We start from the raw sequence: 20,633 nt of genomic DNA on the forward strand, positions 1-20,633 counted from the left end.
GGACACAAACGTACTTGAAGATGCCCTCTGACTCGAATGTGTGTGCGTAGGTGGTCCCCGATTCCGCGACGGGACCCCGAGTCGAGGGGGCCGTCGCCGTCCGATTTGACGTTGTGGCCGCCGCCCTCACCGTTCCATCGCCAGACGACTTCGGTGCCGGGGCTGACCATCACGGCCGGCGGGTCGAAGGCGAACGCGCCGTTGTTCCCCTGTGCCCCCACGGTGATCTCGACGGTGTCTTGCCCGCGTTTGTCCACGGTGCCGTCGAAGTTCGAGACGTCGTCGAACCAGCCACCGTAGTCGGGTTCTTCCTGTGCCGATGCTAGTCCTGCCGCACCGAGCGCGGTCGCGCCGGCCGCGCCCTGCATGAACTGTCTCCTTCTTAGTGACATCCACATCCCTCCACTACAGGAGGCCGATCCGTCACTGTCGTCGCTCCAACGGTCAGTCGGCCCATATCCACCCGAAACAACGTCACCGACTAAAAAGCACCCAGTGTTTTCAGCGGATAGGAACGCCCCATCCCTTTTTATACACGGTCAGCCCAAGCGTTGTCCATGTCGATGTCGAACCCACGTATCGTGACGCTGCTCGCACTCGCCGGGCTGGCCCCGGTCGCCTACTATCTACAGGGGACAGGCCGGACCATCGTCGCGCTCGCGCTCGTCAACGTCGTGCTCATCGCCGCGAGTCTCTACTGGATGACGGCGAAGGGCGCGTCGGAGGGTGCCCCGGCCTGAGATGGATCCCGGGCTCCCGGTGGGAACGGGCGAGACGGCGGGTCTGCTCGCTTTTGTCGGCCTCGGCCTCGTCGGCAGCGTCCACTGTCTCGGGATGTGTGGGCCGCTGGTCACTACCTACGCCGACAGGCTCGACGACGGCGGTCCGGTCTCGACACACGAGATCCGACAGCAGGCACTTTCAACGTCGGCCGCACGCTGAGTTACACTGCGATCGGCGCGCTGCTCGGTGCGCTCGGGGCCTTCCTGTTCGATATCGCCGGCCTCGCACAGATCGGCACCGCCGTGCGCGGCGCCGTCGGTGTGCTCGTCGGCACGTTCATCGTCGCCGTCGGTCTCGGCTACCTGACCCGCGGGAGCGCCGTGGACCTGGCCGCCTCGCTCCCGGTCGTCGGGACCGGATTTCAGCGGGTCTCGGCGACGCTCGTGGCGAGGATCGACGCCTGGGTCGACGGTCCGGGGATGGTGGCACTGGGGGCGATGCACGGCCTGCTCCCGTGTCCGCTGCTGTACCCGGCGTTCCTGTACGCCTTCGCGACGGGGTCTGCGGTGACCGGCGCCCTCTCGCTCGCGGCACTGGGCCTGGGGACCATCCCGCTCGTGTTCGCCTACGGGACGGCCTTCGGGACGCTCTCGCCGGCCCGTCGGTCGACACTCCACCGGGTGCTGGGCGCCGTCTTCGTCGTTCTCGCGCTCGTCCCCCTCGCGAACGGGCTGGCGGCCTTCGGCGTCTCGATCCCCAAGCCACCGCTGCCGATGCCCTGGATGTGACGACAGATGGCCGACTGCACGCTCTGTGGCCTGCCGGTCGACGCCGCGGTCAGTGACGACGACGTCGAGGGAACCTTCTGCTGTCGGGGCTGTCTGGAGGTCGCACGGACCCTCGACGACCCCGCGACGGCCACCGTCGCGGACGCCGACACCGGCACCGACCCCGACGACGCCGACGGCGAGACGGCCTACCTCGCCGTCGACGGGATGCACTGTGCGACCTGCGAGACGTTCCTGGAGGCCCGCGCGACCGACCACGAGGGCGTGACCGGCGCAGCGGCCAGTTACCCGACGGGGACGATGAAAGTCACCTACGATCCCGCCGTCCTCGATAGCGAGGGGCTCCCGGACGTCGTCGCGGGCACCGGCTACGACGCCAGCCACCGCCACGACGGGGACGACGACGAGTACGAACTCGAGGGGCGGCTCATCGTCGGCGGCTTCTTCGGGATGATGACGATGCTCTGGTACGTCCTCTTTCTCTACCCGGCGTACCTGGGCGTCGAGGGGTCGCTCCTGTTGCTGGACCCGGCCGGGTCGGCCGGCGACTACCTCCTGTGGAACATGGCCGTGATGACCGCCGTCGTCGTCGGCTACACCGGGTGGCCCCTGCTCCGGGGCGCCTACGTCAGTCTGCGGGCGGGCCGGCCGAACATGGACCTGCTGGTCGCGATGGCCGCGACGACGGCCTTCGGGTACAGCGTCCTCGCAGTGTTGCTGGGTCACACCGAGGTGTACTTCGACGTGGCGACGGTCATCGTCATGGCCGTCTCCCTGGGCGACTACTACCAGGACCGGGTCCGCCGGGGCGCGCTCGAACGGTTGACCGAGTTCACGACCCAGCGGGCCGACACGGCCACCCGTCGGACGGCCGGCGGGACGGAGACGGTCGACGTGTCCGACCTCCGCCCCGGCGACGAGGTGGTCGTCCGGAGCGGCGACCGGATTCCGGTCGACGGCACCGTCGTCTCCGGCGACGGCGCGGCAGACGAGTCGCTCGTGACCGGGGAGTCGCGGACGGTCCGCAAGACGGCGGGCGACGAGGTGCTCGGCGGGTCGCTGCTGGCCGAGGGCGGCGTCGTCGTCAGTGTCGGCCCCGACGCCGAGAGCACCGTCGACCGCCTCGCGACGCTGCTGTGGGACGTCCAGAGCGGCCGCGGGGGCGTCCAGCGACTCGTCGACCGCATCGCCGCCGTGTTCGTCCCGCTGGTGGTCGTCCTCGCCGTCGTCGCGGCGGGCGCCCATCTCCTCTTTGGCGCTGGGCCGACCGATGCACTGCTGACCGGCCTCGCGGTGCTGGTCGTCTCCTGTCCCTGCGCGCTGGGGCTGGCGACGCCGCTCGCGACGGCCGCCGGCATCCGCCGGGCCTTCGACGCCGGCGTCGTCGTCACCGGCGAGTCAGTCTTCGAGACGGCCACCGACCTGGACGTCGTCGCATTCGACAAGACGGGGACGCTGACGACCGGCGAGATGGCGCTGCTCGAGCGCGCCGACGAGTCGGTGATGCGCCGGGCGGCTGCCGTCGAGCAGTTCGCCGATCACCCGCTGGCCGCGGCCGTGACAGACGCCGTCGCCGTCCCCGATGCCGACGTCGAGGCGTTCGAGACGCACCCCGGCCGCGGCGTCAGCGCCGTCGTCGCCGGCGATCGGACGGTCGTCGGCACCGTCGACCTCCTCGAGTCGCTGGAACTGGCCGTCGACGGCGACCTTCGGGACCGGTACGACGCGGCGCGTGACGCGGGCAAGGTTCCGGCGCTGGTCGCCTGGGACGGCCGGGCCCGCGGCCTCGTCGTCGCCGGCGACCGGCCGCGGGACGACTGGGAGGCGACGGTCGACGCGCTGGCCTGCGACCACGAGGTGGTCGTCGTCTCCGGCGACAGCCCCGAAGCGACGGCGACCTTCGAATCGCACCCGGGCGTCGACGAGGTGTTCGCCGGGGTCCCGCCGGAGGCAAAGACCGAAGTCGTCCAGCGTCTCCAGTCCCGCGGGACGGTCGCGATGGTCGGCGACGGGAGCAACGACGCGCCGGCGCTGGGTACGGCCGACGTCGGCGTCGCGATGGCCTCGGGCACCCAGCTCGCGGCCGACGCCGCGGACGCCGTGGTGACCACCGACGACCTGGGGGCCGTCCCCGACCTGCTGGACGTGACTGCGGCGACGCGCTTGCGGGTCCGGCAGAACCTCGCGTGGGCGTTCTGCTACAACGCCGTCGCACTCCCGCTCGCGCTGCTCGGCCTGCTGAACCCGCTGTTCGCGGCGGTGGCGATGACCGCGAGCAGTCTGCTCGTCGTCGGGAACTCCACGCGCTCGCTTGCCGAGGGGTCGCCCGCGACCGAGGCGGAGTCGGCGCCGGGCCCGGCGCGACTGGCCCCGGAGAGCGACTGACCGGGTCGGACCCGCCAGCACAGTCACGACGACGGCGAACCGGCCGCCTACTCGGTCCAGCGTGCGTCCGAGAGCGTCCGCTGGACGGCTTCCTCGCCGACGGCGTGGGCGAGCGTCTCGAAGCCCGACCGCTCGACCGGGTCGGCGGCGTTGGCGACCAGTCGGGAGACGATGAACTCCGGGGTGGACTTGCCGACCGTGCCGAAGCGGGGCTGGTAGTCGACCTGGAGTTCGAGGTCGGTGTTCAGGCCCTCGGCGAAGATGCCGTCGACGCGGGCGACGTCGGGCAGCGGCTCGAGGTCGTCGGCCAGGTGGGTGACGAACACGCCCAGCGCGTCGCGGTCGACGGTCAGCGTCACCAGGCCGTGCAGCAGGTTCGCGGCGGAGCCCGGTTCCGTGATGGCCTCGAACTCGTCGACGAGCATCAGGGTCCGGTCGCTGTCGGTCAGCGGCGGGACGACCGACCGGAGCGTCGACTCGAGGACGCCGGCGTTGAACGAGGCGTGCCGGCGGTGGAAGACGATAGTGTCGACGACCCCCACTTCGGCGGCGTCCGCAGGCACCGGCAGGCCCATCTGGGCCAGCAACTGGACCTGACAGAGCGTCTCCAGCAGCGTCGTCTTCCCTCCGGAGTTCGCGCCGGTCAGGACCGCGACGCGGTCGCCGGTCGGCGGCGCGTTCGCCCGGTCGACCGCCAGGTCGTGGTCGCCGACGGCGTAGGTCACCGGCTGGACAGATTCGACGTCGGCGAGCGCGAGATTGCGGGCCGCCCGGACGGCGATGGTCTTGCGGCCCGCCACGAACGTCGGTCGGACGAGATCGAAGGCGAGCGCGAACCGGGCCAGGGACACCGAGAGCGCGATGTCCCCGACCGCCTCGACGGCGGCGTCGACGTCCTCACGGGCGGCCGCGAGGTTCTCCTCCAGCCGGTCGGCCACCTCGGCCTCGCGGGCCTCGAGATCGCTGCGGAGCGCACTCCGCAGGTCGCGCAGGGCCGTCTCCACGAAGTCGCGGGCGTCCGTCGCCTCGCCGGGCATCGCATCGCGGACGCGGGCCGCGTCCAGTCCGGTCTCGGCGACGACGTGGCGCACCAGCGCGTCCTGGAACTCGGCGGGCCGGCGCGCCCCCTCCTGGACGGCCTCGACGACGGTCGCCGACTCCGCCGCGAGGTCCTCGACCTGGCCCAGCTGCTCGCGCAGGCGGTCGAGTTCCTCGTCGGCCCCCTCGCCGACCCGGTCACCGCCACCCGCGAAGCCTGCGAGTGCCGCCCGGGCGTCGGCGAGTGCGTCGCCGTCCAGTTCGGCGAGCGGTTCGAAGACGCCCGCCTCGACGCCAGTCTCGCGCAGCGCGATGGCCGTCTCGACGGCCGCCAGTTCGCCGCCCTCGGCGTCGTAGCCGTCGAAGGCGTCGATGACGGCCTCGCGGTCGGCGTCCGGGAGGTCGGCCCACGTGTCGCGCGCTTCGAGCACGTCGTCGAGCCGCGATTCCATCTCCTCACGGGTCGGGAGCGGCGTCAGCACGCGGATGCGGTCCGCCGCGTCCGCCGTGACGGCGTACTCCTCGGCGAGGTCAAGCAGTTCCTTGTAGACGTCGCGGGTGTCCCGGGTGGCGAGCAGATCCATCGACTCCGCGCCGGTGGCCCGCCGCAGAATCCTGGTCGCCCGCCCACGCGAGAGCCCCGCCGCCGTCAAGGTCCGCGTGTCCGCCGACTCGATGGCCTCGATGGCCCGCTCGACGCCCAGTGCCTCGCTCAGCAGGTCGGACGTCTTCGGCCCGATTCCCCAGTACTCCTCCAGTCGCATGGGCGTGGCGATGGGCGGGCCGCGTTTAGTCGTTTATGAACGACGCGTGATTCACCCCTGTCCGCTCTGGTTCGCCGACAGGGCCTGCCAGGGGACACGCCCCTGCTCGACGATGTTCGCCGGTTCGAGCGCCGGGTCGGTGAGCGTCACCCGCGCGAGGCCCACCGGCCCCGCGCGCGGTGGGGCCAGGTTGTCGGGGTTCGACGTCTCGAAGGGGGCCTCTTCGACGTCGCCGACGACGACGCGCAGGTTCATCCCGAACCCCTCGTGGGGCGAACAAAGGATGTCGTAGACGCCCGCCGTCTCGAAGGCGTGGAGCCAGGTGCTCGGCACCGGGGCGCTCGTCTCCTCCTCGCCTCCGTTCTCGCCGCCCTCGCCATCTTCGCCGTTTTCGCCGTCCTCCCCCTCCTCTCCTCCTTCGCCCGGTTCCGCAGGCGGTTCTATCTGGTCGTCCGCGATGGAGTCGGCTCGCCACCCCAGCAGCGGCGAGGAGAAGGCGTCGACGCCGACCGGGACGCGCCGCCGCATCCCGAACGCCGGGTGGTACGACACCACGTTGTGGTCGGGCGTCGTGAAGACGAACTTCACCACGTCGCCGGGCTGGACGTGGAGCCCGGTGGGCTGGAAGAAGAAGTCCGCCGGTCGCTCGGGATTCGTCGCTGGGCCGGCGATGAGCGTCTGGACCGTGTGGACCGTCCCCGAGTCGTCGTCCGTGTCCCCGTCCGCTCCCTCGTCGCCGTCGTCGTCCTCCTGGGCCATCGCGGCCCCGCCGAGGACCGACACCGCGGCGCCCGCGCCGATGGTCTTCATGACGTCGCGCCGGTACGGGCCGTGTGTGTCTCTCGACATAGCGTCCCAGCCCTCGAACGGGTGCCGTATTGTTATTTACTTGATATTTATTCGTCCCGAACGACGAAGCCGCGATTACCAACGCCCCACGTTCGCTTACCGGTCGGCAACACGCTCTTACCCGCGGGGCCTCGAAGTACGGTGGCATTTGATGCGTTCTCACACCGACGGCCGCTCACGCCGCTGCCGTCCGGAAAGCGGGGCTTTCCGTCTACCCGGTCCCCGGCGCATCACTCAAGCCCCCCTGGACACAACCGGAAGTATGGCTCTCGAAGGCTCCGACGGTCAGGTCTGTGCCGGCTGTGGCGAGCCGGTCGACCCGGACGCGGTGCGCTGTCCGGTGTGTGACAGGCCGCTGCTCGCGGCCCTCGACCCGGAGGCCGTCGCGGCCCGCCTGGACGCGACGGACGGCGACCTGGAGAGGGCGCCGCGCTGGGCCGTGCTGTTGACCGGGCTGGCGCTCGGTATCGCCATCGCGCCCCTCGTGGCCTACGCCGTCGTCATCGCCGTCGGGGGCCTCTCACTGCCCCTGGTGGCCGCCCTCGCACTTCTCGGCTGGCTGGTTCCCGCCGCGTATCTCGCCCGCCTCCCGAACCCGAGCGCCGCGCTCGCCCGCGGGCTCTACCTGGTGGTCGGCGGGGTCGGCGCCGTGCTGGTCGCCGTCGTCGTCGACGCCGGGCGCGGCCAGTCCACTGTCGAGTCGAACGTCCTCGTCCTCGGGGTCGTCGCGCTGGCGGTGCCGGCCGTCCTCGCGCTGGTGCTCGCCCGGCGGGTCGCCGCCCGCGCCGCTCGACAGGCGCGTGGCGAACCTGGGCGGCTCCACGAACTCGCCGGGCGAGCGCCGAGCGACCGCGACCAGCCCGACGAACCAGACTCCTGACGCCCACCTCAGCCCCAGAACGACTGCGTCCGGGCGTACTCTCGCTCCTGACGGAGGATGTCGCGGTAGAACTCGTCCTCGTCCTCGCGCAGGCGGTTGATGATGCGCGCGGCGTTGTGGGGGCCGACCCCCCGGGCCGCCAGCGCGACTACGGCCTGGCGCCCGTGGGACTGGACCAGCGACCCGGCGCGGTAGGCCCGCTCGGTCATCTTTTCCTGCTCCTCGTCTCGCTCGTCGGCCCGGACCGCCGACACCACCTCGTCGGCCCACGGGTTCAGCGCCGCGACGCGTGTCGACCCGCACTTCGGGCACTGGGGCTGGTCGCGCACCCGCTTGACCTGTTGCTTGCGGTCCCACTTCTTGCAGTGGAGACAGCACAGCAGGACGCGGTCGTTCTGGATGCGCTCGCGGACCGTCTGGATGACGCTCGCGTCGGCGTTCTCCGGCGAGAGCAGTTCGCGACCCGACGAGCGCCCGCCCAGGCCCACCGGCGTGCGCTCGGCGACCGTCTCGAGGGCGACGTCACCGGACTGCAGCGCCGCGAGCACCTCGGCCGCCGCCTCGATGGCGAGGTCCTCGTGTTTGACCTCCCTGAGCGCCTCGTCGTACATCGGCGTGTCCTCCAGCGCCGCCAGTAGACGGTCCCGGCCGAAGTCGGTCGAGCCGCGCCCCCGCCAGCGCTTCAGCGACCCGAACTTGGTGGCGACCTGGGCGAGCTTGAACTTCAGCGCGTCGGCGTTCTTCAGGCTCAGGTCGACCAGCGCCGGGAGGTGGTCGGGGTCGGTCTCCTCTATCACCTCGACGACGTCGCCGGCTGTGATGCGCCGCGGCACCTCTAGCTCGATGCGGTACGGGTCCACCTCCATCGCGACCGAGGATCCGGCCCGCTGACCCAGCAGCGCCGAGAGGACGCGCCCGAGCGTCTCGTTTATGTTGTGGCCGAAACAGGCGTTGAGCACGACGTCCCGCCCGTGGAACTCGACGAGGACGGTCCCGTCGTCGGGGATGGCGGCTTCGTGTCGCGCGAGGTCCGAAAGCCCCGTCTCGATGGTCTCGGCGCTCGCGTCGTACCGCGTCGCGAGGTGGGCCGCGACCGACGCCACGTCGGCCCCGTCCTGTAACTGCCGGCCGGCGACTCGCCGGACCTCGCCGACCTCCTGTGCGACGGCACGCGGGACCGGAATCTCCGAGCCGACCCACGACGGCACCTCGCCGGCGGGGTCCTCGATGGGTGAGACGGTGACCGTCTCCTCCTCCTCGTCGATGGTCGTGATGCGCCACATCTCCCCGCGCTGGACGAACACCTCGCCCGGCGTGGCGAAGTTGACGACGAAGCGCTCGTCGAGGGTCCCGACCTGCTTGCCGGAGGCGACGTCCTCGACATCGTAGGTCGCCTCGTCGGGAATCATCGAGAGGTTCTGGTAGAAGTACTGCCAAGTGCCACGGCGCTTCTCGAGGGTGTCCCGGTCCTCGTCCAGCCAGACGACGTTGTTGGCCGCGAGTTCCCTGACGACGTCTTTGAACGCCTCCTCTCGGAGGTCCCTGAACGGGTACGCGCGGGTCAGTATCCCGTATGCTTCCATCGCCCGTATCTCCCCGGTGTCCATGACCAGGCCCGCGATCTGGTTGGCGACGGTGTCGAGGCTGCCGTCGTGTATCTCGGCGGGTTCCACCTCGCCCTCGCGGGCCTGGCGGGCGATTGCCAGCGCCTCCAGCGTGTCGTCGGCGTGGGTCGTCACGACGGTGCCCGAGGAGACCTGGTCGCTCCGGTGGCCCGCCCGGCCGATACGCTGGACGAGGCGCGAGACCTGCCGGGGGCTCCCGTACTGGACGACGTGGTCGACGTGGCCGACGTCGATGCCCAGCTCCATCGAGGACGTACACAGCAGGGCGTCGAGGTCGCCGTCCTTGAAGCGGTCCTCGACCTCGATGCGGGCCTCCTTCGAGAGCGACCCGTGGTGGACCCCGAGGTCCGTGCCCAGTTCCTTGAACCGCGAGCCAAGCGCCTCGGCGGTCTGGCGGGTGTTGACGAACAGGAGCACCGAGTCGTGGGCCGCGATCAGGTCGTCGATGTAGCGGACGTGACTGGCCGTCTCGGCGTCGGTGACGAGTTTGCTCGACAGCCGTTCGTCGCGCTCTGTCACCGCCGGGCGGACCACCTCGACGTCGAGACGGCTCCCGATGTCGACCTCGACGATGGCACACGCCGACCCGCCGGTGAGGAACTTCCCGACCGCCTCCGGGTCGCCGACTGTCGCCGAGAGGCCGATGCGCTGGAACGACCCCGCGAGTTCCGCGAGTCGCTCGAGGCCGACGGTCATCTGAGCGCCGCGTTTCGACGCGGCGAGTTCGTGCACCTCGTCGACGACGACGTGCGAGACGTCCGAAAGCGCGGTCCGCAACTTCGATCCGGTGAGCATGGCCTGTAGCGTCTCCGGCGTCGTGACCAGCACGTCCGGCGGGTCGTCGGCCTGCTTCTGTCGCTGGTAGTCGGTCGTGTCGCCGTGGCGGACGTCGACCTCCAGGCCGAGCGTCTCGCCCCACCAGTCGAGGCGCTGGCGCATGTCCCGGTTGAGCGCCCGGAGCGGCGTGATGTAGAGCGCGCCGATGCCGAATCGCTCCTCGTCGTGTGCCAGCGCGTCGAGCACCGGCAGCATCGCCGTCTCGGTCTTGCCGGTCCCGGTCGGCGCGACGACGAGGGTGTCGCGCCCGCGCACCAGCGTCGGAATCGCACGCCGCTGTGGCTCGGTCGGCGTCGAGAACCCCCGCTCCGAGAGGGCGCTCCGAACCTCGTCACCCAGCGCGGTGAACGCCGCCTCGCCCCGCACGGCCCCGTCGGTCATCGGGGTCGACTAGCCGCCGCAACTGGTTAAACACGTTGTGTCGTCGTGAGTCGACTCGAACACACTGGCCGCGAGGCCCCCGGCCTGGTCACTCGCGCCCGTCGTCCGCTTCCCGCTCGCCGTCCGCGTCCTCGTGCTCGCCGGGGAGTCGCTCGCGGCGCTCCTCGGCGGTCACCTCGACCGCCGTCGCAGTCCGCTTTGCCTCGGCGGCCTCCTCGACGGCGGCGTCCGCCGTCTCCATCGCCCCCGTGGTCTTGTCCCGCACCTCGGCGGCCTCCTCGACGTGCTCGCCCGTCTCCTCGATGTCCGCCGCGGCCCCTTCGACCGTCTCCGCGGCTCCCTCGACTTCCTCGGCAGTCTCCTCTAGCTCCGCCGCGGTCTCCTCGAGTTGCTCCGCGGCGTGCTCGAGGTCGGCCGCGGCCTGGGCGACCTCGGTCGTCCCGCGCTGGTAGACCCGCCCCAGCACCACGAACTCGACGATACCCGAGAGCACGAGGACGGCGACGGCGACGGCCGTCGCGACCCCCAGCACCGACGCCGCGTCGGCTCCGAGGCTCACCAGTCCGCCCTGGACGGCGACGTAGGCCAGCGCAAGGGCAGCGGCGAGGACGAACGTCGCGCGGACGAACAGCCGGTAGGCCCGCGCTCGCTCCCCGAACAACAGCGCCTCGAATCGGCCCCCGAGCCGACCGAACGGCGAGTCGTCTGGCATACCCTGACCGGAGGCCATCTGTCTACATAAGCGTTGGTGGGTGTGCCACGCCACCGGCGCGGCGCTGCCGGGGCCGACCACATGTTCAAGGGCGTCCGGCGTCCATGAGCGGTCATGTATCTCGCCGACGAGGCCTGGCCGGACCTCGAATCGTACTTCGACGCCGAATCGCTCGCGATCGTTCCCCTGGGGTCGACCGAACAGCACGGCCCGCACCTTCCCGAGGGGACCGACCACATCATCGCCGAGTCCTTCGCCAGGGCCGCCGCCGAGCGGACCGACTACCTCTGTACGCCGACCATCAACGTCGGCGTCAGCCCCCACCACCGCCAGTTCCACGGCACCATGTGGGCCGACCCGGGGCCGTTCCGGGATTACCTCGAGAGCCTCACCCGTAACCTCGCGTACCACGGCATCGACCGCGTCGTCTACGTCAACGCCCACGGCGGCAACGTCGAACACCTCCGGGAGGTGGGGCGGCGGCTCCGTGACGACGGCACGATGTACGCCCTCGAGTGGATGTGGGACGAGAGCATCACCGACCGCATCGAGGACGCCTTCGAGCATCCCGGCCCCCACGGCGGTCCGAAGGAGACGGCGCTCGTCCAGCACCTGGCCGGCGACCTCGTGCACGAGGACCGCCTGGAGGAGGCCCGGGACGGCGGGCTCGTTGACTTCGACGACGAGACGGGGCGGGTCCACGGCGCCCGGACGTTCTACGACGCGATCGACAACACGGAGAACGGCGTGCTCGGCGACCAGACGGACGCCAGCGCCGATGTCGGCGCCGAGCTGTTCGAGGCCGCACTGGACCACCTCTGTCGGCTCTGTTCGTGGCTCGACGACCGGCCGGCCGAGGCGCTGCTCCCGGCCGACCACGTGTGAGCAAGGTCAGGATGGGGGGACAACGAGAAATAACCCGGACGAGTCTTTCGAGATCAGGCCCTCACTTGCGACTCTCGACCTGCTGTGAGAGGTCCAGTCGTACCGGATGCCCGCGAGGGGAGGGCGTCCTGTCCGCCTCCGGCCGACGTTCGGGGTAGGACGTCTCGGTCATCGAGAACTGTGTGCCACACTTACAGGTCACGCTCCCGCCGTGGTCGATGGTGAGCCAGGTACCACACTCGGCACAGTAAATCTCTGTTTTCTCGCGGGTCATCGAACGGGTATCGTCTCCCTACGGACGTTAGTATATACTGCTTACCAGCCATTATCAACGGAGAAATCTGAATTCCACCACTTTTCGCCGAGAAATAGTGACAATTTTCCGCGCCAGTTTCGTCGCGGACGCCCCGCCGGACGCGTACGCAGCTGGTACGTGTTACCGACGTAACTCGCTCTTACTTAGGTCACTGTCCCCGGCCCCACCTCGCTTAGACTCGCCGGTAGGGGCCGAGTCGGGTCCCGTCGAGCAGGAACGCCTCCCCGCCGTCGAGGGCGGCCGGGAGGAACGGCGCGAGGAAGTCCTGTCCCTCGACGTTCACCCAGGTCCCGCCCGAGCGGTCGTTGAACGCCGGAAAGACGACGAGGTCGGCGTCTGCCCCGACGGGGGCGTCGAAGGGGTCCCGGTCGAGTGAGCCCCGGAGCCAGGCACGCTCCTTGCGGACGCCGCCGACCTCGTCCTGAAGGCGGACCACTGGGTGCTCGTGGCCCACGCATACCACGTCGGCCGCGAGGACGTCCGGCGACGGCCAGGTGTGGCCGTGGACGAACCCCACGTCGCCGAGGCGGATGCCGTGGGCCGGCGTCATCGTCACGCCCGCGCCGATGGACTCCAGTACGTCCTCCAGGTCGCCGTCGTGGTTGCCCTTCACCAGCGTCACGGGGACGGCGAGCGCGTCGAACAGGGCGGCCAGTTCGGCCCGCTCCTCGGCGAACGGGTCGCCGATAGCGTGCCCGAGGTCGCCCAGGACCACGACGCGGTCCGGGGCCGCCCGGTCGACGAGGTCCGTCAGACGGCGCCGCCGGTCCTCGGCCGCCGACGCGAGTTCGACCCCCTCGTAGCGCAGGCCGGCCTCGATGCCGGCGTGGTAGTCGGCGACGACGAGCAGTCGCTCGCCGCCGGCTTCGACCGTCGCGGCGGGGACGCCCGGGAGCGGTTCGACCGCCATCGGCCCGACGTTGGCGGCCACGCGAGAAAAGCGCCGCGTCTCAGATCGGGGTCAGCTTGCCGTCTTCGGGTTCGTAGCAGCGACCGCCCATCAGCGCGTCCTGGATGGCGTCCTCGACGGCCGCCGGGTCGGCGCCGTGGCGGTCGGCAACGGCCCCGATCAGGTCTTCCCGGTCGGCACCTGTGCCGTCGTCGAGGTCGGTCATCGCTTCCATCACGGCGTCCTCGAGGTCGACGTCGGCCGCGTCCGCGGTCTCAGAACTGCCGGCGTCGGAGGCCGAACCGTCGGCCGTCGGGGCCGTTGCGTCCTCGGTCGCCGGGTCCCCCGCCGGGACGTCCTCGCTCCCCGACGTCGACGTACCGCTCTCCGCTGTCGCTGCGGTCGACTCCTCGGCCTCCGCCGCGACTCGTTCGACCTCCTCGGGACTGGGCGTCTCGATGTCGGCCTCGCCGGGGTCGTCGACGTCGGTCCCGCTCTGGAACTCCGTCCCGAACTCCGACTCGATCTGTTCGCGCTCGTCCTCGTCGAGCTCGAACTCGGGGTCGAAGTCCCCGAGGTCGTCGTCCGCGTCGGTCGCCGGCTCGGCATCGGTCGCCGGCTCGGCGTCGGTCGCCGTATCTCCAGCGGGCCCGGCGTCGGCCTCGCTGGCCCCTGCTTCCCCCGGATCGGGGTCGGGACTTGCCGACGGGGCTTTGTCGGTACCAGCATCGGCCGCACTCATCGCGGTCGACTCTGTCGACACCGTTGACTCCGTCTCCGCGGGACCAGTCTCGACTTGGTCCTCGGGCGCTGGGTCGCGCTCGCTGTCAGCGGTGGACGTCTCGTCCGGGGAGGTCGAATCGCCCGCCTGTTCTGTGGCCGCCGCGCCCTCGTCTGGCTCGGTGGCCTCACTCTCGGTGGGCTCGGTCGACGTCGGTTCGGTCGCACTCGACGGGGCCTCTGTCGTCGGCTCGGTCGCACCAGCTGACGCCTCGCTCGTCGGTTCGGCGTCACCCGGTTCAGTACTGTCCGTCGCCGTCGCTGTGACCCTCTCGCCCGCCGGTTCAGGTTCGGGGTCCGGTACCGACACTTCGGCGTCGGCGAGCAACGGAATCGGGTCGTCCGTGCCGTCGTCGGGGCGCATCGACACGCCGCGGGCCTCGTCTCGCTCGCCGGTGACGACGCGGGCCGCGTCGAGCGCCGTCTCCCGGAGCGCCCGGAGGTAGTCGCCGGTGGTGCCGTAGTGGTCCAGCGCCAGCGTGACGCCGGCGGCCTGGGCCTCGGTGTACCCGCTGGCCTCGAGCGCGCGCCGCAACTCGTCGCCCGCGAGCCCCGTCTGCTTGGCGCTCGCGAGCAGCCCGACGCGCTCGACGGTCTGCTCGGCGGCCTGGACCACCCAGCGGTCCCGCGTCTCGGCGTCCACCTCGCTGATACTCTCCGGGCGGATGGAGGTGTACACCCGGTCGCTGTCCTCCGGCTCGAAGGTTCGTGCCTTGCCCGTCACCGCGACGAACATCGGCGGCTCGGCCGACTCGAGGAACGCCAGCGCCTCGGGCTGGTACTGCCCGGCGTAGACGACGAACGCGCCCGTCGAGTCGGCGACTCGCGCCCGGAGCACCTCCTGGTTGACGGACTCGACCTCGGTCAGCACGCCGACGGCGAACAGACGGTTGACTCGCGCGCCGGTCGGCGTGACCACGTAGTTGGGCGCCCGCTCCTCGTCGGACTCGGAGTACGAGAAGTCGGCGTCGTCGAACTCCGTGGCGAACAGGCGGTAGGCGACCTCTCGCAGTCGGGGCTGGTCGTCGCCGTTCGCGCTCATGCGTCCACCTCCCGGAGGAAGGCCGTGGCACGCTCGGCCGGGTCCTCGGCGGCCGCCTCGAACGACGAGGCGTTGTGGTTGACGCCGTACTCGTCGATGGACAGCGACCCGCGGACGACGAACTCGCGGCCGACGATGCGCTCGGCGATGCGGTCGGCGACCACGGATTTGTCCATCGCGTCGCGTGCGTGTTCGCGCGCCTCGTCGATGTCACCGCCGTAGACGGTCGCCGTGAGGTCGGCGTCGAGGATGACCGTCGCGGTGGCCGTTCCATCGTCGAGGATGGCCTTCGTCCGGAGGTCGTCCTCGCCCTCGACGGTGCCGTGGGTCCGGCACTGGCCGTTCTGGATGACGCGACCGCACTCCGGACAGCGCTCGATGAGGCCCGACCCGTCGCGCACCTCGATGACGTTGCCGCGCAGTTCGACGTCGAACAGTCCGCCGCTGTCGATCGCCTCGCGGATGGCCATCTGCGGGGCGCTGTCGGTGGCCTGCACCGGCGTCTCCAGCGGCGTGACCGCCGAGAACTCCGAGAGGTTGACCGCCGGCGCGCCGCGGAACTCGCGGACGAACGTCTCCTCGATACGGACCGACGCCCCCTCACTGAGCTCGTCGTGGGGGTCCCAGTCGGTGAAGGGCGTCCGGGCGCTCTCGTCGCCGAGGACGCCGCTCAGGATCGTCGTCTCGCCGTCGCGGCCGTCGATGACCTTCTCCTCGCACTCCAGGACCTCGACCTCGACGTTGATGCCGCGGTCGCCGGGCGTGACCTCGCTCAGCTGCCGGTCGCCGCCGACGCGGGCGTCGACCGCGAGGTCCTCCTCGAGGACCGTCGCCCGGGTGCTGTCGCCGAGGTTGAGCTCCGGCTGGCCCTCGTACTCGCGGAGGCTGACGTTCTCGAGCTTGAGCGTCTGGCCCGGCGCCAGGTCGCCGTCGAACCCGTCCCAGGCCGTATAGGAGATGGTCCCGGTCTCGTCGGCGAGTTCGCCCTCGCGGATGACGTGTTCCTCGTCGTTGTACTGGATGGTCCGGTGGCCGGCGGTCAGCACGACCGCGGTGACCGTGACGTTCGAATCGCCGGGTCACCTCGGCGATGGGCTTGCGCTGCCCGGCCCCGTCACTGCTTCCGGAGCCGCTCCCGTACTTCCGGCGGGCGCTCTGTTTGGCCTCGTCCATCGGCACCGAGTAGCTGACGAGTTTCTCTAAGTGCTGTGTGACCTCCTCTTTGTCGACGCCGAGGTCGGAGGCGAGTTCCTCGGCATGGTCTTCGAGAGACATCGAACTGTCGTTCGGCGGGGGCAGGGAAAAGGGTTTGCGGGGCTGTCTCGCGGTCGGCGGCGGGCCGTCCGACAGGGAACCGGACACTGGCCCGAGAGTGTCGGTCGACGCACCAATTGCCACCACGCTTATCTACCAGAGTGGCATCGCTGTGGGTATGGGTCACACGTGCAACCCGGCCCGGGTCACCGGGGTGTGCCGCGTGAGCGACGGCGATTCCACCGACGGTAGACGGGACGGGACCAGGAGGGACTGACGTGGCCGGAGTCTTCGGGTCGAAGCCGTCGGACGCACACGTCATCTGGCGGACCGGGCGGAACGACGACGGGAAGAAGAAGTTCGACTTCGAGTACCTGCGCCTCTGGGCCGCCCACTTCGGGGTCGACTACGAGCAGTGGACGCGAACCGACCACGAGCGGAGCGACGAACCCCGCGTACAGCACGCCTGCGTGTTCAACTGGGCGACGATCGGCGGCCAGGAGATAACCATCGACGACTCGAACTGGTCGATGGGCCAGCAGCGAAAGCCCCGGACGTTCGTCGAGATAGACGAGGCCGGCGTCGCCCGCATCAAGGGCTGGTCGGCCGAGGCCATCCTCGACGTGGCCGAACTCGTCGTCGACGGTCCGGCGTTCGACCTGAAGACGGTCGACGGTGCGGTCAAGCAACTGGACGCGACGACTCTGGCGGACCCGCCCGAGGACGACGCCGGCTGAGACTGCCCGGCGGGCGTCGTCGAACCGGCACCTTTGTGTGTGCCGTATGCGGATGGCCCACGTATGTCGCGACGTGACGAGAACGAACAGCGTTCGGTAGAGGACTCGCTGGACATCGACGTCGGTGGGGGGCCTGGGGGAGGCCCCGACATCGAGTTCCACGGTGGCAAACTGGTCAGCGGGCTCCCGATAGGGTTGTTCATCGTCTGGGCCATCGTCCAGAGCGGGTTGTTCGGTATCTCCGACACCACGGGACTGGTCGCGGGGATGCTGCTGGCGCTCATCGTCGGGATGTTCTTCGTGAAAGGCGACTGGAAGACCTACGCGAACACCATCTTCGAGGGGATGACCCAGCGGGTCGCGGCGACGGCCATCGTCGCCTGGCTGTGGGCCGGGATGTTCTCGGCGACCATCCAGGCCGGCGGGTTCGTCGGCGGCCTGGTCTGGGCGGCCAACGCCGTCGACATCGGCGCGGCGCTGTTCCCCGCGGCGACGTTCGTCCTGGCCGCGCTGCTGGCGACGGGCATCGGGACCGGCTACGGGACCACCGTCGCGTTCACCACGCTCTTCTTCCCGGCAGGGATCCTGCTGGGCGCGAGCCCGGTCCTCGTCTTCGGGGCCATCCTCTCGGGCGCGGTGTTCGGCGACAACCTCGCGCCCGTCAGCGACACGACCATCGTCAGCGCCGTCACGCAGGATTCGGACATCGGCGGCGTCGTCGCCTCGCGGTTCAAGTACGCCATCCTCCCGGCCATCGTCGCGCTCGGGGCCTACGTCGTCGCCGGGTCCGTGATGCCGGGCATCGACGTCGCCGGCGACGCGCGACAGGTGTTCGTCGAGAGCGCCACCCCGGCCGGCTTGCTCCACCTGGTCTCGATGGGCGTCGTCATCGTCACGGCCGTCAGAGGTCGCCACATCGTCGAGGCCATCTCGTGGGGCCTGGTCGTCGCCGTGGCGGCGAACCTCGCCTTCGGCCTGGCGAGCATCCCCGAGATGCTCGTCTTCCGGGCCCCGGCGCGCTCCGGCGTCGCCCAGTCGCTCTCGTCGCTCCCCGTCGTCGAAATCGTCGACGCCAGCGCCTCGCCGAGCGTCGGCGGCAGCATCTACAACGGCGCGCAGGGTTTCTTCCCGCTCATCGTCCTCACCCTGCTCATCGTCGCCGGCGCGCGCATCATGATTCGCGGCGGCGGGTTCGCCGCGCTCCAGGACTGGCTGCTCGACCACGTCGCCACGACGGTCACCCGCGCCGAGACCACGATGGTGCTGGGGACGGCGACGGTCAACGCGATGATCACCATCAACACGGCCGCCGAGATCGCCATCGCGCCATACGTCTCGACGATCGGGCGGCGGTTCAACCTCAACGGCTACCGCCGGGCGAACATCTTGGACGCCAACACCTCGGCGCTGGGATACATCTTCCCGTGGGCCGGCGGGGTACTGGTCGGCATCGCGGCCATGCAGGGTCTACCCGACGCCTACCCGTGGTTCGAGCAGTCGATGCTCGTCAACCCCGTCGCCGTCGTGCCCTACGTCTTCCACGGCTGGTTGCTCCTGGTGACCTTCCTGCTGGCCGCCTGGACCGGCTTTGGCCGCGAGTACGTCTCCGACCGCGAGTCCGAGGAGGTGGCGCGGGTATGAGCCTCGTCGAGAAGTACTTCGCCGGGTGGCGGTTCCGGTCGAAAACGCCTGAGTTCGACCCGGGCGCCGAACTCGTCGCGTTCGTCACGCGCTCCGACGGCGAGACCAGCGTCGTCCGCATCGGCGATTCCCTGCTCACGCTCGACGAGCACGTCCCCGCGGACACGCGGGTCCGCCTCCGCGTCACCGAGTTCGACGACGCATCCCACGAGGGGCGGGCCGAGCTGCTCGAGACGCTCGATACGGCGACCTTCTGAGACGGCCGGAACCGAAAGGCGGTTTTGAGCCAGGGTAATACGGGCGAGTATGCACGTCGTCGTCAACGCCGCGATGAGCGCCGACGGGAAGCTCTCCTCGCGCCGTCGCGAGCAGCTCGATATCTCCGGTCCCGAGGACTTCGACCGGGTCGACCAGCTGCGGGCCGACTGCGACGCCGTGATGGTCGGCGTCGGGACCGTCCTCGCCGACGACCCCTCGCTGACGGTCAAAGATGCTGACCGGCGGGCCGGGCGCCGCGAACGCGGCGACCCGCCGAACCCCGCTCGTATCGTCGCCGACTCCCACGTCCGGACACCGCCCGAGGCGACGGTGCTAGACGGCCGGGCCGAGACCTACCTGCTGGTCAGCCGTGCCGCCCCGACCGACTTCGTCGAACAGATGGAGGAGGCGGGCGCGTACGTCCTCGCGGCGGGCGAGGACCGGGTCGACCTCACCACGGCGCTGGGCAAACTCGAGGGCGAGGGCGTCGAGACGCTGCTGGTCGAGGGCGGCGGCGAGCTGATATTCGGCCTCGTCGAGGAGGGGCTGGTCGACGAGCTCTCGGTGTTCGTGGGGCCGACGATAATCGGTGGCCGGGACGCGCCGACGCTGGCCGACGGCGACGGGTTCACCGAGGGGTTCCCGGAACTCGACCTCGAGCGCGTCGAGCGCCTCGACGACGGTGTCCTCCTGACCTGGTCGGTCTGAGGGTCCCGCGAGCGCCCGACGCGAGCCGGCGAAAACGTTGGTACGCTGTGGTGCGTAGCGGTACCATGCCGACTGATAGCAACTACCTCGACCAGGCCGGCAAACGAGCGGCGTACATCACCGACGAGTGGTCCAGGGACCCGGCGATAATGCAGACGCAGGCGCTCTGCTACGTCGGCTTACAGCTCGAACGAATCGCAGACGCATTAGAGACCGACGGCGGGGACTGACCCACGAGTCGTCGGTTGGCAGCACCTGGCCAACTGCTCATCACGGCTGTCCCCGCTCAGTGGTCGTGGCCGGTCAGTTCGCCGAAGGTCGTCCCGAACCGCTCCTCGAAGAGATCGAGGGTCTGTTCCTCGAGGGCGGCGATCTCCGCGTCCGGTTCGCCCTGGGCGTGGTGGACCGCGCTGTGGATGCGCTGTGCGAGGCCGAACATCGCGAGGTCGCCGATGACCTGGGGGTCCGACTCGCCCGGTTCCTCCCGCAGAATCTCGAGGAGGTCGGCCGGGACCGTCAGTTCGTCTGTGGCGTCGTCCGTCTCGATGGTCAGCGTGACAGTGTCACTTGTCATGGCCGTCGGTTCGCGGACCCGACAGAAGGGTCTGTCGGGTGCGTGCTCGGCGACCGCCACGGCGACCGACGCCCGTCAGACCCCGACCGGGCCGGCACCGGGCTCTTCGACGGCACGACCCTCCACGCGGGTCCGCAGCGCCTCGTTCATCCCCTCGAATCCGTTTCGGACGTCCGCGGCATCGAGGAACAGGCCGACGAGGACGCCCGAGAACGACTCGCGGTGGTAGAATCGCGTGTGGTCGTCGCCCAGGCGTTCCAGGCGGAACTCGTGGCGGCCGTCGAAGAGGCCGGGGACCAGCAGGTGGCCGAGCCACTCGAGGCGCTCGCCGGGCACCACCGCCGTCACGCGCGGTTTGAACGTCATGGCGCGCCCCTCCGGCGGGTCGAGGCGGACGCGCAGTCGCTCGCCCTCGGCGACGGTCCCCGAGATTTCACTCACGAACGGGTTCCAGTCGCCGTAGGATTCGAAGTCAGTCAGCGTCGCCCACACGTCCGCGGCCGGGGCCGCGATGTCGATGCTCGTCTCGATAGTCTTCATATCGTCCGAGACGACTGCCGAGGAGAT

Annotated in this window: 18 protein-coding genes and 3 pseudogenes; 10 read left to right on the forward strand and 11 right to left on the reverse strand. The window is 70.3% G+C overall.

Annotation, left to right across the window (positions count from 1 at the left end; genetic code table 11):
- Positions 1-22: 22 nt before the first annotated feature.
- Positions 23-398: pseudogene (locus tag P1N55_RS19520) on the reverse strand (halocyanin domain-containing protein); the annotation flags it as partial.
- Between the two features lie 159 nt (positions 399-557).
- Here P1N55_RS19520 and P1N55_RS00120 point away from each other — a divergent pair.
- The 3 genes and pseudogenes from P1N55_RS00120 (at position 558) to P1N55_RS00135 (ending at position 3,896) form a co-directional block, all read left to right on the forward strand.
- Entirely contained in the window at positions 558-740 is a 183-nt protein-coding gene (locus tag P1N55_RS00120; RefSeq protein WP_276277025.1) for a hypothetical protein, read from the forward strand.
- A gap of 1 nt (position 741) precedes the next feature.
- A pseudogene (locus tag P1N55_RS00130) lies at positions 742-1,511 on the forward strand (sulfite exporter TauE/SafE family protein).
- Positions 1,512-1,517: 6 nt separating this feature from the next.
- Entirely contained in the window at positions 1,518-3,896 is a 2,379-nt protein-coding gene (locus tag P1N55_RS00135) for a heavy metal translocating P-type ATPase (RefSeq protein WP_276277027.1), read from the forward strand.
- A gap of 47 nt (positions 3,897-3,943) precedes the next feature.
- On the opposite strand, the gene P1N55_RS00140 is transcribed toward P1N55_RS00135, so the two are convergent.
- Together P1N55_RS00140 and P1N55_RS00145 are read right to left on the reverse strand one after the other, a co-directional pair.
- On the reverse strand, positions 3,944-5,698 hold the full coding sequence (locus P1N55_RS00140; protein WP_276277028.1) for a MutS-related protein: 1,755 nt from the start codon (positions 5,696-5,698) through the stop codon (positions 3,944-3,946).
- A 51-nt stretch (positions 5,699-5,749) separates the two neighbouring features.
- Complete coding sequence (locus tag P1N55_RS00145) at positions 5,750-6,547, reverse strand: plastocyanin/azurin family copper-binding protein (RefSeq protein ID WP_276277029.1); 798 nt, start codon at positions 6,545-6,547, stop codon at positions 5,750-5,752.
- A gap of 262 nt (positions 6,548-6,809) precedes the next feature.
- On the opposite strand from P1N55_RS00145, the gene P1N55_RS00150 reads away from it, so the two are divergent.
- The gene (locus P1N55_RS00150) at positions 6,810-7,427 is read left to right on the forward strand and encodes a zinc ribbon domain-containing protein (protein WP_276277030.1); all 618 of its coding nucleotides are present in this window, start codon (positions 6,810-6,812) and stop codon (positions 7,425-7,427) included.
- A gap of 8 nt (positions 7,428-7,435) precedes the next feature.
- Here P1N55_RS00150 and P1N55_RS00155 read toward each other — a convergent pair whose 3' ends face one another.
- Positions 7,436-10,270, reverse strand: coding sequence for a DEAD/DEAH box helicase (locus tag P1N55_RS00155; RefSeq protein ID WP_276277031.1), 2,835 nt, complete (start codon positions 10,268-10,270; stop codon positions 7,436-7,438).
- An 88-nt stretch (positions 10,271-10,358) separates the two neighbouring features.
- Positions 10,359-10,982, reverse strand: coding sequence for a hypothetical protein (locus P1N55_RS00160; RefSeq protein ID WP_276277032.1), 624 nt, complete (start codon positions 10,980-10,982; stop codon positions 10,359-10,361).
- Positions 10,983-11,096: 114 nt separating this feature from the next.
- On the opposite strand from P1N55_RS00160, the gene P1N55_RS00165 reads away from it, so the two are divergent.
- Positions 11,097-11,867: a creatininase family protein gene (locus P1N55_RS00165; protein ID WP_276277033.1), complete on the forward strand. Its 771-nt coding sequence runs from the start codon at positions 11,097-11,099 to the stop codon at positions 11,865-11,867.
- A 61-nt stretch (positions 11,868-11,928) separates the two neighbouring features.
- Here P1N55_RS00165 and P1N55_RS00170 read toward each other — a convergent pair whose 3' ends face one another.
- From P1N55_RS00170 to P1N55_RS00185, 4 genes and pseudogenes are all read right to left on the reverse strand, one after another.
- Entirely contained in the window at positions 11,929-12,141 is a 213-nt protein-coding gene (locus tag P1N55_RS00170; protein WP_276277034.1) for a hypothetical protein, read from the reverse strand.
- Between the two features lie 214 nt (positions 12,142-12,355).
- Complete coding sequence (locus tag P1N55_RS00175) at positions 12,356-13,093, reverse strand: metallophosphoesterase (protein WP_276277035.1); 738 nt, start codon at positions 13,091-13,093, stop codon at positions 12,356-12,358.
- Positions 13,094-13,133: 40 nt separating this feature from the next.
- A complete protein-coding gene (locus P1N55_RS00180) occupies positions 13,134-14,894 on the reverse strand; it encodes a hypothetical protein (RefSeq protein WP_276277036.1) in 1,761 nt (586 codons plus the stop codon).
- Positions 14,891-16,169: pseudogene (locus P1N55_RS00185) on the reverse strand (Single-stranded DNA binding protein). The gene P1N55_RS00180 and the pseudogene P1N55_RS00185 overlap by 4 nt, the downstream one beginning before the upstream one ends.
- Positions 16,170-16,426: 257 nt before the next feature.
- On the opposite strand from P1N55_RS00185, the gene P1N55_RS00190 reads away from it, so the two are divergent.
- The 5 genes from P1N55_RS00190 (at position 16,427) to P1N55_RS00210 (ending at position 19,722) form a co-directional block, all read left to right on the forward strand.
- Positions 16,427-16,885, forward strand: a complete 459-nt coding sequence (locus tag P1N55_RS00190) for a hypothetical protein (protein ID WP_276277037.1) — start codon at positions 16,427-16,429, stop codon at positions 16,883-16,885.
- A 63-nt stretch (positions 16,886-16,948) separates the two neighbouring features.
- Complete coding sequence (locus P1N55_RS00195) at positions 16,949-18,526, forward strand: Na+/H+ antiporter NhaC family protein (RefSeq protein ID WP_276277038.1); 1,578 nt, start codon at positions 16,949-16,951, stop codon at positions 18,524-18,526.
- Positions 18,523-18,783, forward strand: coding sequence for a DUF7513 family protein (locus tag P1N55_RS00200; RefSeq protein ID WP_276277039.1), 261 nt, complete (start codon positions 18,523-18,525; stop codon positions 18,781-18,783). The genes P1N55_RS00195 and P1N55_RS00200 overlap by 4 nt, the downstream gene beginning before the upstream one ends.
- A 49-nt stretch (positions 18,784-18,832) precedes the next feature.
- Positions 18,833-19,492, forward strand: coding sequence for a 2,5-diamino-6-(ribosylamino)-4(3H)-pyrimidinone 5'-phosphate reductase (locus tag P1N55_RS00205; RefSeq protein ID WP_276277040.1), 660 nt, complete (start codon positions 18,833-18,835; stop codon positions 19,490-19,492).
- Between the two features lie 65 nt (positions 19,493-19,557).
- Entirely contained in the window at positions 19,558-19,722 is a 165-nt protein-coding gene (locus tag P1N55_RS00210) for a hypothetical protein (protein WP_276277041.1), read from the forward strand.
- Between the two features lie 56 nt (positions 19,723-19,778).
- Here the strand turns inward: P1N55_RS00210 and P1N55_RS00215 are convergent, their stop codons facing one another.
- Together P1N55_RS00215 and P1N55_RS00220 are read right to left on the reverse strand one after the other, a co-directional pair.
- Positions 19,779-20,066: a DUF7545 family protein gene (locus tag P1N55_RS00215; protein WP_276277042.1), complete on the reverse strand. Its 288-nt coding sequence runs from the start codon at positions 20,064-20,066 to the stop codon at positions 19,779-19,781.
- A 75-nt stretch (positions 20,067-20,141) separates the two neighbouring features.
- On the reverse strand, positions 20,142-20,606 hold the full coding sequence (locus P1N55_RS00220) for an SRPBCC domain-containing protein (protein WP_276277043.1): 465 nt from the start codon (positions 20,604-20,606) through the stop codon (positions 20,142-20,144).
- Positions 20,607-20,633: the final 27 nt, after the last annotated feature.

Origin of the sequence: Haloarcula regularis, from assembly GCF_029338315.1 — an archaeon.
GTDB lineage: Archaea > Halobacteriota > Halobacteria > Halobacteriales > Haloarculaceae > Haloarcula > Haloarcula regularis.

Coding starts and splice junctions, on each gene's coding strand:
- P1N55_RS00165 (WP_276277033.1), top strand. CDS start 11,097: ATGTATCTCGCCGACGAGGCCTGGCCGGACCTCGAATCGTACTTCGAC.
- P1N55_RS00215 (WP_276277042.1), bottom strand. CDS start 20,066: ATGACAAGTGACACTGTCACGCTGACCATCGAGACGGACGACGCCACA.
- P1N55_RS00155 (WP_276277031.1), bottom strand. CDS start 10,270: ATGACCGACGGGGCCGTGCGGGGCGAGGCGGCGTTCACCGCGCTGGGT.
- P1N55_RS00160 (WP_276277032.1), bottom strand. CDS start 10,982: ATGCCAGACGACTCGCCGTTCGGTCGGCTCGGGGGCCGATTCGAGGCG.
- P1N55_RS00120 (WP_276277025.1), top strand. CDS start 558: ATGTCGATGTCGAACCCACGTATCGTGACGCTGCTCGCACTCGCCGGG.
- P1N55_RS00195 (WP_276277038.1), top strand. CDS start 16,949: ATGTCGCGACGTGACGAGAACGAACAGCGTTCGGTAGAGGACTCGCTG.
- P1N55_RS00150 (WP_276277030.1), top strand. CDS start 6,810: ATGGCTCTCGAAGGCTCCGACGGTCAGGTCTGTGCCGGCTGTGGCGAG.
- P1N55_RS00135 (WP_276277027.1), top strand. CDS start 1,518: ATGGCCGACTGCACGCTCTGTGGCCTGCCGGTCGACGCCGCGGTCAGT.
- P1N55_RS00180 (WP_276277036.1), bottom strand. CDS start 14,894: ATGAGCGCGAACGGCGACGACCAGCCCCGACTGCGAGAGGTCGCCTAC.
- P1N55_RS00175 (WP_276277035.1), bottom strand. CDS start 13,093: ATGGCGGTCGAACCGCTCCCGGGCGTCCCCGCCGCGACGGTCGAAGCC.
- P1N55_RS00210 (WP_276277041.1), top strand. CDS start 19,558: ATGCCGACTGATAGCAACTACCTCGACCAGGCCGGCAAACGAGCGGCG.
- P1N55_RS00170 (WP_276277034.1), bottom strand. CDS start 12,141: ATGACCCGCGAGAAAACAGAGATTTACTGTGCCGAGTGTGGTACCTGG.
- P1N55_RS00220 (WP_276277043.1), bottom strand. CDS start 20,606: ATGAAGACTATCGAGACGAGCATCGACATCGCGGCCCCGGCCGCGGAC.
- P1N55_RS00200 (WP_276277039.1), top strand. CDS start 18,523: ATGAGCCTCGTCGAGAAGTACTTCGCCGGGTGGCGGTTCCGGTCGAAA.
- P1N55_RS00140 (WP_276277028.1), bottom strand. CDS start 5,698: ATGCGACTGGAGGAGTACTGGGGAATCGGGCCGAAGACGTCCGACCTG.
- P1N55_RS00145 (WP_276277029.1), bottom strand. CDS start 6,547: ATGTCGAGAGACACACACGGCCCGTACCGGCGCGACGTCATGAAGACC.
- P1N55_RS00205 (WP_276277040.1), top strand. CDS start 18,833: ATGCACGTCGTCGTCAACGCCGCGATGAGCGCCGACGGGAAGCTCTCC.